This is a genomic window from Legionella quinlivanii (genome assembly GCF_900461555.1).
GTDB lineage: Bacteria > Pseudomonadota > Gammaproteobacteria > Legionellales > Legionellaceae > Legionella_C > Legionella_C quinlivanii.
This window is the reverse complement of the sequence record NZ_UGOX01000001.1, coordinates 2710288-2724503: the sequence shown is the minus strand read 5'-3', so window position 1 is coordinate 2724503 and position 14216 is coordinate 2710288. Positions and strand designations below refer to the sequence as shown.

The window sequence follows — 14216 nt, the reverse complement described above, 5'->3', positions numbered from 1 at the left end:
GGAGAAAATGGCTATGCAACAACCGGAACTTAATGTCGTACCCTTGCTGCCGGAAGGCGAAGTGGTACGCACCCAGTATAAGCTGATGGCAAGAATAACAACGACTGCGGCTGGCGTTATCAAGGGCAACAGCTCCGTTAAAGGCTATGAGCAATGGGTACAAGCGGTGGATTTTAAAACATCAACTGTCAGGAATTTTGATGCCCAGGATCAGCTGATCGGTGTGCCTGATGCTAAATTTTTCCGACTGACTACTCTCTGGGATGGCGGTGGTATTGTGCCTTTAACGCAAAGTATTTTCACAGGGGAAGATGTAACAACTTGTGATATTCACTGCCTGCGTTCAGGGCCTCAGGGAGAAGTACAACCTGCTGTACTGATTACTCTGAGTCAGGCGAAGGTCCTTGAGGTGGATTATGTTTACTCTCATGTGGCAGGTCCTTTGGTGATTGTTGATTTGCATCCGGTATCATTTAAGATAGTTGACAATCTCAATCGTTATGAATTTAGCTGGAACTTAAGCCGATTGTCCCGAGAAGCTTAAAGGCTGCGGCTTGATTAGCTGATCCATACTTAAATCACTGTGACCCGGCTGCCCTGCAGCCGGGATTGCTTTTTAAGGAGAGCCTTGTGAGAGGGGAGCGTTTAACCGAGCGATTAAGACGATGGGCCAGAAAGGATTCGAAGTCTCTGGATCAGTCCGAGCCTGAAATATTAGTCGAGTCCATAAGAAAACATATCGAGCAGATTCTGTCGACCCGCCAGGGTAATGCGCCGATTGATGAGAATTATGGCTTATCTCAGTCACCTGCGCTGGTAGAAGATTATTCTCTGGCTCGCAAAGAAGAACTGGCAGAGCATTTAAGTCATCTGATTAAAACCTACGAGCCCAGAGTGGCCCAGGTTAGAATAAGCAATCTAATCATTAATCCTGATAAACAGTTAATCACTTGCCATATTGATGGAACCTTAAAAAAACCTTTTGAAGAAATATCGGTTTATTTCACCACGATTCTGACAAGTCATGGTAGAGTAATAGTGAGACTATAGTGCCTGAAATTGATTATTTCCGGGTTTTACATGCTGAAGGATAAGCCATGATTCTCGATTACTACCAATCTGAACTGAGCAAGATAAAAAAACTGGCCAAGGAATTTGCGTCCGCCTATCCTGCTATTGCACCGATGCTAAGAGAGCAGAGCACTGATCCCGATATTGAAAGGCTTCTTGAAGGGGTTGCATTTTTAACCAGCCAGATTCAGATTCTGCTCGATGATAATTTACCGGATATGGTAGATGATTTAACCCAGCTATTTTTTTCCCAGTATTCCAGAGCCTTGCCCAGTACTTCCATTATTCAATTTATTCCCAAACCCAATCTGGGAGAAGCAATCTACGTTAAAAAGGGAACGGAACTGGCTTCGATTCCCGTAAATGGTACGCAGTGTCTGTTTCGTACCGTAGTGGATGTTGAGGTTGAACCTGTCTTAATTGAACAAATCATATTTAAAGAGTCACTCCAGGGGGATAGTCTTCTGGAAATCAATTGCCAGCTTTGCGGTGTTACCTTACAAAACTGGAAAGGCAAAGAACTACGCTTTTTTATAAAACAGCCCTGGGAAGAAGCCTGCAATACATTTTATATGCTTCAGCGCTATGTAAAACGGATTATTCTGCGTGCCGACAATGAAAAAGAGTACATTCTGCCGCTTGAAAATCTGGTTGCCTGCGCTTTGGAGTCAGATGACCCCTTATATCCTCTGGCATTTAAAGACGACAATACGCATTGCATTCTGCATCAATACATTAACCAGCCTTATAAATTTCTGTTCTTTAAATTAAAGGGATTTGACAAATGGATAAGAGAAACGGATGCCACGAATTTCAGGATTTCGCTTGAGTTTAAAGACATCCCTGTCTGGTTTTCTCCTCCAGAAACAGGCAATCTGGTTTTGCATACTGTTCCGATTATTAATCTGTTTGAGCACCATGCCGAGCCTATTCAGCTCGATCATAAAAAGCCGGAGTATCGCGTTATCCCCAGTGATAATGCCGATCAACACTTTCAGATTTATGAAGTAAAGCAGGTGATTGGATATCGCCAACGCGAAAAAAGACAGATAGTGTATGATCACGTCTTAAATTTTAATGATGAGCTGGATTTAAACAAAAAATATACGATTCATAATCGCCCCTCGATAAGCGGCAACGGGCGAGATATTTATATAGGCTTCTTTTACAATTTTGGCCAAGAGTATCCGGTTGACGAAACCCTTTCAGTGACTTTAACCTGTACAAATGGGGATCTAACCACTCTCCTGGATGAAGGGGATATCACCCGTTTTACTGACAGTTCGCCTGAAAATCTGAGTTTCACCAATATTATACCGCCCTCATCCAACATTCCACCGGTTCATAATCAGGCCTTGATCTGGAATTTCCAGTCCTTACTGGTCTTAAATTTTATTCAAATACTGGATAAAAGTTATTTAAAACAAATTGTTAATCTTTATCTCTATGAAAAGGGTGAAAATTATCATCTGAACATGAGCAGAATTCAGGGCGTTGAAGATATTCTGGTTGAAAAGAGCAGGCGTTTGTATCTGGCTGAAATGATTGCTGGCGTAAACATTACATTAGTATGTGAACCCGATCATTTCAAAAGTATTGGGGATATGTATTTGTTTGGCTGTATCCTGGATATTTATTTTTCACAGAACTCACCGATGAATACGTTCACTCAACTGAGTTTAAAAAATTCACGTACTAAAGAGACCTGGAAATGGACACCAAGATTGAACAATCCTCACCAGAGATAGTTAAAAAGCTTTTAGCCCAGCCGAAATCTTTTAATTTTTATCAGGCTATCCGTTTACTCAGTCACGAAATCGAACAGGAAAGGCTGCAAGGAATTCCCGCAAGCCTTGATATCGTTCCCTGGCTAAGTCTTGCTTTTCCTGAAACCGATATTGAAGACATAAAAAAAAATCAGAATAAATATGTTTTAACCGCAACCTTTTTAAGTTTATTTGGTACCACCTCTCCACTGCCCACCTTCTATACAGAGCAGCTTATTCAGGATGAATTTTATGAAATAGGCGAGGTGAAATATTTGCTGAACATTATTCACAAGCGATTATACGAGTTGATGTATGGCGTCTGGTCTAAAAACAGGATAATTGAGCAGTTTGTTGAACATCATAATCGGCAAGTAGAGGATGCACTTTTTGGTCTGATTGGTTTGGCGCTTACAGAGGTTCGGGAAAAAATTCCTCATTATCTGCGCCTGTTAAAATATTCCGGGCATTGGATTAATACTCATCGCAGTTTGATTGGTTTAAGAAATTTTCTGACTGATTTTTTCAAGGTTCCCATTGAGGTGAAATCCTTTTTTCTTGCCATGCAATCGATTCCCTATGATCAGCGCTGTCATATTGGGCATAGTAATAATCAGTTAAATCGTACTGCTTATCTTGGCAGCAGGATTAGAGCCAGCAGTAATAATGTGCTGATTCGGATTGGTCCATTGAATGCTTCAGTATTCCCTACTTTTTTAATCGATAGTCCCAATATTAACTTAATGAAATTATTACTTAAACTGTATGTTCTTGAGCCTTTCAATTACATGATGGAAGTGATTCTTGACCGAGGCTCACTCCAGGGAATGCAATTATCATCAGGTATGTATCCTTTAGGGGTAGCCAGCTGGCTTGCTCCGGAGAAAGAAATTGAATCCTTCACGGTTAGGTATTGGCTTAATAGCAGACTGTCATGAGGAAATGCCAGTCTTGGTTCAATCGTTCTGATAACAGCGGCAGGAAATCATGTTAACCGTCAATTTGAAAGCTTTACTGGAGCGTCTGAATGACTATACCGCTCTGACACTCGAGCAGTCAGTTAATTTATGTATGCAGAAAACGCATCGGGAAGTGACTATTGATCATTGGTTGAGTGAATTGCTATCTAATCCTCGAAGCGATATTAGTTTAATTCTTGAGCAACAGGCCTTGGTGCCAGACAGCATTCGCTTTGATATTCATGCCGGTATTGATAAATTAAAACAGGGGCACAGGGGAAAACCCAGTTTCTCGGTTTCTCTTTTTGACTGGATGCAGGACGCCTGGCTCATCGCGACTCTAGAGCAAAAAGTAGAGAAAATACGTTCAAGCTCTTTGTTGTTTGCTCTGATTAAAAAACACAATCATTATCCCACCCATATTGGAAATGAAATTTTTGAGCTTCTGCCTTTGGAAAGCCTAATGAGTCATTGGCAGACGGATACGATCGAGTCAGTCGAACGGGATATCTCGCAGTTAGGTTCAAACGCAGAGTCTCCTGAGAATCAATCCCGTCTTGGGGAGTCTCTACAGCAGTTTTGTATCAATTTAACAGAAAAAGCACGAAGCGGACAAATAGATCCAGTGTTTGGCCGAGGGCCGGAAATCCAGCAAATGATTGATATTCTGGGGCGGAGACGTAAAAATAATCCAATACTAGTAGGTGACCCTGGCGTGGGAAAAACGGCACTGGCTGAAGGGCTTGCCTTGGAAATCAGCAAGGGGAATGTCCCTGACTTTCTAAAAAACACCAGTATTCTTGCTTTGGATTTAGGCTTACTGGAAGCGGGTGCGAGTGTAAAGGGCGAGTATGAAAGACGTTTGAAAGCGGTGTTGAAAGAAGTAGCCGCCGCCAAATTTCCGATAATCTTGTTTATTGACGAAGCGCATACTCTAATTGGTTCAGGGCAACAGCAGGGTGGACTGGATGCTGCCAATATTCTGAAACCGGCTCTTGTGCGCGGTGAATTGTGTATTATCGCCGCAACAACCTGGCATGAATACAAGAAGTATTTTGAAAAAGACGCCGCCCTGGCCAGACGATTTCAGCTGATTAAATTACAGCAGCCAGACATCGAGGACACCATTCGTATTTTACGAGGATTGCAGCCAATATATGAAAAAGCGCATGGTATCAGCGTTCGTTCTGACGCCTTGGAAGCAGCGGCAGAACTGTCTACCCGCTATATTTCCGGACGACAGCAGCCTGATAAAGCGATTGATTTGATAGATACGGCGGCAGCGAGAGTAAAGATTAATCTGAGTGCAAAACCGGCCGAGGCCAGTGCTATGGAAAATCAAATTGCGGCACTTGAGCAGGAGCTGGGCAGTCTGAGCAAAGATAAAGAACAAGGCCAATCCATTGATCCTAAAAAACTCAAGGCATTGAAGCAGGAAATTAAAGAGAACAAAGCAAGGCTTGATGCAATTCAGAGCGATTGGGAAGAGGAGAGTGCTTTAATCAGTGAACTACTGGCTATACGTGAAGAGATTTCAAAAAAATCAAAAAAAAGCAGCAGCTTACAGAAAAGGCAACAGGAGCTGCTCAATACCATGGGTGAACGGAACATCTCGTTAATTGATCATGAGGTTTCACCAGAAGTTATCGCAAAAGTAGTTTCAGACTGGACAGGCGTGCCTTTAGGTAAGTTGCTGAAGAACGAATATTCCGCTTTGCTTACGCTTGAGCAAAGTCTTGAAGAGCAAATCAGAGGTCAGCATGAAGCGATCGAGGTAATTTCACAACAGTTGAAAGCTTCGAAAACTGGTTTAAGCTCTGTCGACAAGCCTTCCGGTGTTTTTCTACTAGTGGGGCCAAGCGGCGTTGGTAAAACTGAAACTGCATTGACCATCGCAGAGCGCGTGTTTGGAGGTCGTCAGTATTTAACCACTATCAATATGTCTGAATTTCAGGAAAAACATTCTGTGAGCCGCCTGATAGGATCACCCCCGGGCTATGTGGGATTTGGTGAAGGGGGTATGTTAACAGAGGCAGTGCGCCAGCGCCCGTATTCAGTAGTTCTCCTGGATGAAGTCGAAAAAGCGTCACTGGATGTCATGAATCTGTTTTATCAGGTTTTTGATAAAGGCAGTCTGACGGATGGAGAAGGTGAAGAGGTCAATTTTAAAAATACAGTCATTTTTCTGACCAGCAATTTAGGCAGCGATTTGATTCTTCGGTCTGATAATTTGTCCCATGAGCAATTAACAAAATTGATCTGGCCTATTTTATCGGCGCATTTTCAGCCTGCATTGCTTGCCAGAATGACTGTCGTCGTTTATCGTGCCTTGTCGCAGGCAACGCTAAAAGACATCACTCGCCAGAAACTTGAGGCGTTTAAAATGCAACTGGTCCGCACCCATGCCATTAAGCTCCAGTTTAAAGAGGAAATCATTGATTATCTGGTAGAGCGTTATAATGAACCTGAGCTGGGGGCAAGAGAGATTGAATTAAGTCTGCATGCTCTAATAATGCCTGGCTTGGCGAAATATATTCTTGAGGCAATGACAAATAACAGGGAATTGGATGCCTTACATCTTGAAATTGTGGACAATGAGATAGTGATAAGGGAATAGCCTGGAGGCAAGTTGCTTGCTATTTCAGATATTCTATTGATATCATTGAGTTGTCTAGCATTACCTGCAAATAATTATAATAAGAAAGGGAATGTCGGTGTTTAAGAAAATATGTTTACTCTCTGTGGTATTGCTAACTGCCTGCACAATGGGCGGCAATACGAAACAACCCCAATTGGCAGATACTTATCAGGACAATGCTATTCTCATGCGTATTGAGGCTAGTAAAGATCTTAATCTATACAATGATCAGAAACATACCTTGAAGCTTGTAATCATTCAGGTAGAAAAGGTTGAAGATGTTCAAAAGCAGCTGATGTCTTCTGATTCCATTGCCAAACTGCTTGACAGCGCTGATGATTCTGAAGACTCCAAGAACAAGGCAGGGGACAAACAAGTCTATATGCATACCCTGTTTATAACGCCTGGCAGCAAGAAAGTATATACCTTCCCCCGTTTGGCTGGTGCAAGACGAATCATTGTCGTTGCCGGTTATTATGATCTGGTGCCGAACCAGGTGGTGCGAGTATTTGAAATCCCTGTATTTGAAAACTGGAAGCCCGTAACCTTCTGGGAAATGAATCGTAAAATGGGGCGTATAGCAATCTGTTTGATGCTTGGAGCGAAAGGAATTAATTTTACCGACAGCACTTCAAAAGAAACGACCACTGAATCTTTGAAATAGGATAATCCAAAAATGGTTTGGAAAACAGCAGTTGATTGGGAACATGGACTTTTTTTACAACCACAACATTTTCAATGTTCTGAGTTACATCAACAGTTTTTATTAAATCAGGTAATGCGCTATGTAACTCCTTATTTCTGGGGATTTGCCGAGTTAAAACTGAACCATCAGGCCTTGAAGAATGGCCGTTTTGAAGTGGATAAAATGGCCTTATTCCTTCCAGGTGGTGAATATGTTGAGGTGGATTCTAACGCGGTTTTTTTACCGCGCTCATTTTTGAAAGACTGGCCTGCCAATTCTGACTCCATGAAAGTCTATGTGGGAGTGAAGGATTTGTCTTTGTCCAAAAAGAATGTGACCCCTGTTAATCAGTTGGAAGACCTGACCGGAGTCACAACCCGATATATCAGCTATGCTTCTGGTGTTGAAACAGCCGATTTTTATCATCAGGAATCCCAGGCACAGCTTAAAACCTTACAATTCGTCGTTAAGTTATTCTGGGAATTTGAACTGGAAAATACCCATAATTATACATTAATACAAATTGCTGAATTGAAACGTATTGATAACGAAATTAAAAATAATCCGGTGTACATTCCTTCCTGCGTTAATATCGCCGCAGCAGAAAATCTGTTTGTCGGCATGAGAGCGATGCTTGAAAATCTGATGGGCGTTCTCAGTCAGCTTGAAAAGTTTAAGTTGCCAATTGACTGGTATGCCAGTCATATTGATAAGGCCAATTTTGGGCGTTTGTTTTCTTTGCGATCCCTGCTTCGGAGTGTGCCGGTATTAAAGCAATATGTAAAAACGGGTAATGTGCACCCCTGGCATTTATTTACCTTGCTGGAAACTATCGCCTGTGAATTAAGTTATTTTAGTACAGAGGTCAATCTGTTTAGCAGCAGCGAGCAAAATACGACCATTTTACCCGATTACAATCACCAGAATCTAACGGCATGTTTTGCTGCGGTACGAACTCTGTTACAAAAATTAATTATTACGATCGTAGCTGATCCAGGTCGAATTCACAGGATGACTAAAGAGCATAACTATTATTATGCCGATTTGGGCCCTTATTTTATACGACCAGAGAGAAGATATTATCTGGTTATTTATGCAGAAAATAATCAGGAAGAAGTTGCGAACGTCGTTAAAGATTCAAGTAAACTCTGCGCCTACTCAGATATTGTTACTTATATTGAATATGCTTTGCCCGGCGTTCCCATTACCAAATTGAGCGCTGCACCTGAAGGTATACCTCGCGGCGCAAGCTGTCTGTATTACAAAATTGATAACCAGTCTTCAATGTGGCTGAAGATAGAGCGTGAATTAAAAGTGGCCTTATACATGGGTAAAGCGCCAATCGATGTTGTCATTGATATAGTTGCTGTGGGAGCATAAATTGAATCTCCAATCATTATTTTATGATTTGTTTCACTATGTGAGCGAATTAAAAGACAGCGAGTTCTCTACGGTAAGCTTTAACGAGTTTAGGGAGGAGGTCCTTATCCGCATCAAGGAGATCCGAAATCGTAGTGGCTCACTGGATAAAGATCAGGTGAATACGGCTTTATTTGCTGTAGTCGCATGGATTGATGAGTTAGTCCAGAACTCCATGTGGGAAGGAAAAAAAGAGTGGCAGCATCGTTTTTTACAAACTGAGTTTTTTAATACAACGGATGCAGGAAAGGAATTCTTTATTTATTTATCTAAAATTCCGCCAAAACAAGTCGATCTGTTCCGGATTTTTTACCGCTGTCTGACCTTGGGCTTCAGAGGAGAATATCACAGTCCTCTGGATAAACCGGATTTAATTAAATACAAGGCCTACGCGCTGGAACATATTACTCCGGATCATGAAATGGTGGATAACGTAGAGCACTTTATCGCCTTTCCTGATGGATATGAATGCAAGGTTGGTGGAAAAATGCAAATGGGCCGTTCGCCCTGGAAACGATGGTTCTTATGGCTGATACCCATTCCTGTCTTGCTGTTGATTTATTTCTTTTTCTATTTTGTTATCAACAACACTGTTGATAATTATTTACAAATGATCAAATAACCGAGAGATTAAATGAGGTTAATCGGGCAAACAATATTCTGGATGGTTACGCTCCTCGTCTTTGGATTTTTATCTACACTTTTAGTTGTAGGGCATGATCTTCCAATCTGGATGGGCCCCCTGATTTTTATAGGGATATCACTGCTTTTTTATCTGCTTACCTCGATGAGTTATGGCTTGGAGAAGTGGTGGAGAAATCGTAAAAATGAGAAACAAAAGGCCATAGGTGAAAAGGTGGAGACTGGCGGATTAAGCCTGACTCTGCAGAACGCGGTTAACTATATTCATCAAAATTCAGTGGCTGGAGGAGTCAAGCGTTTTTGGCATATGCCCTGGGTTCTGTTTTTTGGCAGTCCCAAAGCCTCACAAATGAATGTCTTCAAACTCCATACTCATTTTAGTGTGGGGGATACCGATGATATCGAATTACAAAGAAACAAAGCAGTAGTCCTGGAAGATTATGTCATTTGGTATGTAGATGACACTTTGCTTCAGACCAATACACCCAGAAAAATTGAGCGTCAATGGCAATCATTTCTTGAAACAATCCGAAAGGGTAAAAAGAAACAACCCGCTGTCCAGCAAATCGTAGTGGAGATACCTGCTTCTCTTTTAACAGGGGGTAATAAGGGGGAGTTATCTTTTTATGCTCGCTCACTAAGGGACCGAATTAACCAGGTCAGTAATATCACCGGATATCGTCAACAAATTCTCTTTATTATTACAGAATGCCAGCATCTGGAAGGATTTGACTCCTATGTGCAGATTGTTCCTGAAAATATGCTTAATCAGGCAATGGGGTATGTGGTCGATGATCCGATGCGCAATTCTTCTTCCAGCAAACCTATCCAATATTTAAGTGAGCGCGCACAAGATGTGATTGATATCATCCTGTTTAACCGCGAGAAACAATTTGATTCCAAAGTATATCGGTTTCCGCTGTCTATTGCCGACTTAAGAGAACAGTATACCATCTTTAGCGAAATATTTTTTTCAGCAACCTCCTACAGTGAATCCCCGGTGTTATTGGGTGTTTACATGACAGGAACAATAGTCAATAAAGGAATTGAAGACCAGGCGTTTGCCTATGACTTAATTGACAAAATTCAGACGCGGCTAATGTGCCCGATGATGCCGCTGAAGAATGAGCTGGCCAGACAACAACGTCGTGAATATGTAAGACTTGGGTTATGGTATTTACTCTGTTTCGGGTTGGCGGGTTATTTGTATTATGTGTACACTCAAACCTCCAAACGCTTGCTTGATTTGGTTCAGTTGTTACCTGCGGAAGAGGTCTATGGAACCAGTCTCGAGGCAAATCTGGTCGAATTCAATGAGTTCCATATTTTAATGAATGCCGTAGATCGCTTTAAAAATCAGTGGCAAATTAAAATTCTTCCATATCGAGGCGGGCTGGACAGGCTTTATGATTTTTTTGGTGATCTATACGTCACCCAATTTAAATCGCATGCCCTGGATATACTGGATGGCAAAATTCTGAACTTGCTGCGTCAGGGCGATGCGGTTACAGATCGCCAGAAAGCTTATCTGGTGCAAAATATGGTAACCCGGGTAAATGCTGTTCAGGCTAAATTGGGCGGTTCTGATCGACAGGCACTGATGAGTATGCCCAATCCTGAAATCAGGTATCTGGGTTATAGCAATATTTCTGAAGACATACAAAACGCGTTTGGCGTTTTATATAAAGATTATATTTACTGGAACTCAAATACAGAGGGATTACGCCTTGAATCGATAAAGTTATTGCGCTGGCTGGAAGATTCCCGTTATTTAAATTCCAATTTACACTGGCTGGTGGAATGGGGGAATACCCGTCCAGGAGCTTACAGTATTGGTCTTAATGATTTCTGGCCTGGAAGTATTAGCATCCGGGAGTATGATATTCAGCCTGCCTTCACCATTCAGGGTGATCTGGCAATTCAGCAATTGCTGGAGCAAATCGAATATGCACTGCCTGTTTATATTGACATTTCTCGTCAGGAAAGTAATTTCAAAGTCTGGTATGAAGAAAATCGCGTTAATAAATGGGAACAGTTCTCCTTTGATTTTTCAAAAGGGCAGAGAACCCTGGCTTATCAGTTTGAATGGGATCAAACCTTCGATAATATGATGACTCCCAATGGAGTTTATTTCAGTTTGATGGACCGTATTAATAATGAATTTTCTCATAAGTTGTCCATTAAAAATCCGCGATGGATTGAGATGATTCATCAATTTGCGGGGTTGCTGAATTACCAATATGAAAGCACTGAAGGCGTACAGCTTAAAGAGCTGTCTAACACCTTGGCAAAATGGGGTGAGGTACTTAATGCACGGCCTTCGCAAATCAATCAGCCTGTGCAGACAATAAAAACAACTCAGACCAGTCAGCCAGTGTCCAGCGATGCTTCGCCTGATGAAATTAAAGCAGTCAGTAACAAGTTGAGTTTTGACAATCAGGTTGATGCTGCCAAAGCCTTCCTTACCTACCGTGGCTTATTGAGAAGATTGTATGCCAAACCTTTTGTGCAATCGGTTAAAGCCTATGCAAGCGCCAAGAGTTTATATGAAAGCCAATCGAGTCTCAGCCGGGATACTTCTAATGTAATTCAGGCTTATCAAGCATTACTTGGCATTCGTCGTACCCTCGATCATTATGATCAGCTGGATGAAACCAATGCGTTCTGGGTATTGATGCGTGGCCCTCTTGATTTTTATATTGATTATACCAATCGCTATGCGTCATGTTATATTCAGCAAAAATGGCTGGATGAAGTCTATTTGCGAACAGCCACAATTGAGGGGGAAGACTTAAACGATCTGCTGTTTGGTAAAGCCGGTGTAGTCTATGCCTTCCATGAAAAATACACTAAACCGTTTATCAAGCAGGTAGGCAACAACTTCGTACCCATTTATGTATTAAAACATAAGTTTCCTCTCTCAGTGGAGTACTACCAATTCCTGAAGTCAGGATTAAATCTCGATACGGGTGATAACAGCCTGGTTAAAATCAAGAAAGAGCTGGATGCGAAACTGCCCACTGATATTACCATCAGAGCCAAACCAGTTAATTTACAACTGGGATCAACCGCTTTACCTTATAAAACAGTACTGAATGTCAAATGCAATGATGATATGGTTTCTCTGGAAAACTTCAACTATCCATCCCAAAGAACAATTCGCAAATGGACTTTGGAGTCTTGTGGACCGGTTGAAATCGATATCTATTTCCCTGCGGCAACCTTAACTATTCAATACGCGGGTAATGACGGTTTCCTTAGATTTTTGCAGGATTATAGTAAAGGCATAGTAACTTATCCTGTAAGCTTATTTCCGGATCAGGCGAAATATTTGAGGGCTAATCGGATCAATGCCATACATGTTTACTACAGTTTAAGCGGAGCAGACGACGTCACCTGGCAAATTGGACAATATTTGGCCGCCCTGAAACAAATCAAGGTTGATAAGGTGAAGTTGGATCAAGTGGTGAAAGTGCCGCGTGTAATTACTGATTGTTGGGAACAAGAGTCATAATATGCTTGAACTTGATCAAATCGCTGGATTAGTTGCCAAGCCTATCACAGATAGTGAACCTGCCGGGGCAAACTGCCAGGACGATGACAAATACATCAGCCTGCGTAATGAAATGCAAAAACTATCACGAGCAGGCCAGTCCAGCGGCATTGAGTGGAATACGGTCAGCAACAATTCACTTTATTTGCTGATTGAAAAATCCAAGGATTTTCAGGTTGCATGTTACCTTGCCTATGCTCTTTTTCATCAGTACCAATATCCAGGTCTTAAAGTTGGAGCGAATGTTCTGACCAATATGCTGGAGCGATATTGGGATAGTTCCCATCCTCAGGACCGACCTCGTGTTAAGGTTAATTTCTTAAACTGGTATGCTTCCCAGTGTTTTAATTACATTCAATATATTAAGCCTGTCGACAACGTTAAGGACATTCAGCAATCGGTCAAATATTTTAATGAAATCAGAGACTTTCTGAAAGATCGGGAACTTGAGTTTGAGGCGTTCAACAATCTGATAGCTACGCTGAATGAGTACCTTCGCCAATTGGATTTTAAAATGGTTGCACCTCAAAAAGAGGAAAAACCTGTCAAGTTGGAAGATAGCGTCAAAACCATTCAGCAAGATGAGAATTTGCCGCTTGAGCAAGGCTTTCTGACCTTGACTCGGGGAGCCCGCGATTTGATGAAAGCGGATTTGACCCTCCCTTATCCCTATTATTTAAATCGGCTCGCTGCCTGGGGAAGTATTGCCGTACTTCCAGACGTTGAAGACGGTGTAACCGGCATTTCACCCCCCGATTTTTTTAGTGTAAAAAGAATTAATACGATTCAGGATGGGCATGACCCTCTCGAAGTTTTAAGATTGGTCGAAGAAATTATTCCTGATGAGCCGTTCTGGCTTGATCTGCAAATTCTTAGTCTTGATATGTTGAAAAAGCTTGGCGAGCGTTACGAAGAGGCATTCGCGGTGGTTAAACGTGAGTTCATTCAGTTTCTCCAGCGCTTTCCTGGCATTGAGAAATTAAAATTCAATAATAACAGCGCCTTTCTCAGTGATTGGGCGCAAGATCAGCTAAATGAGTTAAGAACAACGAGCTCCATGAGTTTTACTGATCGAATGAGTCATTTGTCATTGGCTGAACAACAACAAATCGATGAAATTAAAAGTCTTAGTAAAGCATTCAGCAGAAAAAATATAGAACTCGAAATTGTTCAGCTGGAACAGATAAACAAGCAAGCGGTTTCCGAGCGTGTGCGGTTGACTGCTTATATGGCAATCTGCGAAGAGTTACTAAAAGCAGGAAATCGAACAATTATCAGACCTTATTTATTATTCATTCTTGAAATTATCGACAAACATCAGTTGGGAACATGGGATTCTGTTTTAACATTGGATGCCCTGAGTCTGGTATATCGGGGAATGAAGTCTATAAGAAATAAAATCAGTGATGATTTATTTGAACAGGTTATTCATAGAGTCGCTCGAATTGACTCAAAAATGGTATTGGAATTAAGTAAACTTTAA

At 41.6% G+C, this 14216-nt stretch carries 10 protein-coding genes; all 10 read left to right on the top strand.

The features are described 5' to 3' along the window. Positions 1–7 precede the first annotated feature (7 nt). The 10 genes from DYH61_RS11585 to DYH61_RS11540 all read left to right on the top strand — a co-directional run bounded on the left by DYH61_RS11585 (position 8) and on the right by DYH61_RS11540 (position 14216). The gene (locus DYH61_RS11585) at positions 8–544 is read left to right on the top strand and encodes a type VI secretion system tube protein Hcp (protein ID WP_083499222.1); all 537 of its coding nucleotides are present in this window, start codon (positions 8–10) and stop codon (positions 542–544) included. A gap of 86 nt (positions 545–630) precedes the next feature. Next, the gene (gene tssE / locus DYH61_RS11580; RefSeq protein ID WP_058507681.1) at positions 631–1050 is read left to right on the top strand and encodes a type VI secretion system baseplate subunit TssE; all 420 of its coding nucleotides are present in this window, start codon (positions 631–633) and stop codon (positions 1048–1050) included. A 47-nt stretch (positions 1051–1097) separates the two neighbouring features. Next, positions 1098–2819 carry a type VI secretion system baseplate subunit TssF gene (gene tssF / locus DYH61_RS11575; protein ID WP_058507680.1) on the top strand — a complete coding sequence of 574 codons (1722 nt, stop codon included), beginning with the start codon at positions 1098–1100 and terminating at the stop codon, positions 2817–2819. Then, positions 2783–3775 (top strand): type VI secretion system baseplate subunit TssG, encoded by a 993-nt coding sequence (gene tssG, locus DYH61_RS11570; protein ID WP_058507679.1) that lies wholly within the window; start codon positions 2783–2785, stop codon positions 3773–3775. Before tssF ends, tssG begins: the two co-directional genes overlap by 37 nt. Before the next feature lie 49 nt (positions 3776–3824). Continuing rightward, the gene (gene tssH, locus DYH61_RS11565) at positions 3825–6413 is read left to right on the top strand and encodes a type VI secretion system ATPase TssH (protein WP_058507678.1); all 2589 of its coding nucleotides are present in this window, start codon (positions 3825–3827) and stop codon (positions 6411–6413) included. 97 nt (positions 6414–6510) lie between these two features. Next, entirely contained in the window at positions 6511–7098 is a 588-nt protein-coding gene (locus DYH61_RS11560) for a type VI secretion lipoprotein TssJ (protein ID WP_058507677.1), read from the top strand. Between the two features lie 12 nt (positions 7099–7110). Next, positions 7111–8499 carry a type VI secretion system baseplate subunit TssK gene (gene tssK, locus DYH61_RS11555; RefSeq protein ID WP_058507676.1) on the top strand — a complete coding sequence of 463 codons (1389 nt, stop codon included), beginning with the start codon at positions 7111–7113 and terminating at the stop codon, positions 8497–8499. Between the two features lies 1 nt (position 8500). After that, positions 8501–9160, top strand: a complete 660-nt coding sequence (locus tag DYH61_RS11550; protein WP_058507675.1) for a DotU family type IV/VI secretion system protein — start codon at positions 8501–8503, stop codon at positions 9158–9160. A 12-nt stretch (positions 9161–9172) separates the two neighbouring features. Next, positions 9173–12694: a type VI secretion protein IcmF/TssM N-terminal domain-containing protein gene (locus DYH61_RS11545; RefSeq protein ID WP_083499218.1), complete on the top strand. Its 3522-nt coding sequence runs from the start codon at positions 9173–9175 to the stop codon at positions 12692–12694. A gap of 1 nt (position 12695) precedes the next feature. Further along, positions 12696–14216 (top strand): TssA family type VI secretion system protein, encoded by a 1521-nt coding sequence (locus DYH61_RS11540; RefSeq protein WP_058507673.1) that lies wholly within the window; start codon positions 12696–12698, stop codon positions 14214–14216.

Bases quoted from the DNA above. Each gene is read 5' to 3' on its own strand.
- DYH61_RS11540 (WP_058507673.1), top strand. From the start codon at position 12,696: ATGCTTGAACTTGATCAAATCGCTGGATTAGTTGCCAAGCCTATCACA.
- tssK (WP_058507676.1), top strand. From the start codon at position 7,111: ATGGTTTGGAAAACAGCAGTTGATTGGGAACATGGACTTTTTTTACAA.
- DYH61_RS11585 (WP_083499222.1), top strand. From the start codon at position 8: ATGGCTATGCAACAACCGGAACTTAATGTCGTACCCTTGCTGCCGGAA.
- tssG (WP_058507679.1), top strand. From the start codon at position 2,783: ATGGACACCAAGATTGAACAATCCTCACCAGAGATAGTTAAAAAGCTT.
- tssH (WP_058507678.1), top strand. From the start codon at position 3,825: ATGTTAACCGTCAATTTGAAAGCTTTACTGGAGCGTCTGAATGACTAT.
- DYH61_RS11545 (WP_083499218.1), top strand. From the start codon at position 9,173: ATGAGGTTAATCGGGCAAACAATATTCTGGATGGTTACGCTCCTCGTC.
- tssF (WP_058507680.1), top strand. From the start codon at position 1,098: ATGATTCTCGATTACTACCAATCTGAACTGAGCAAGATAAAAAAACTG.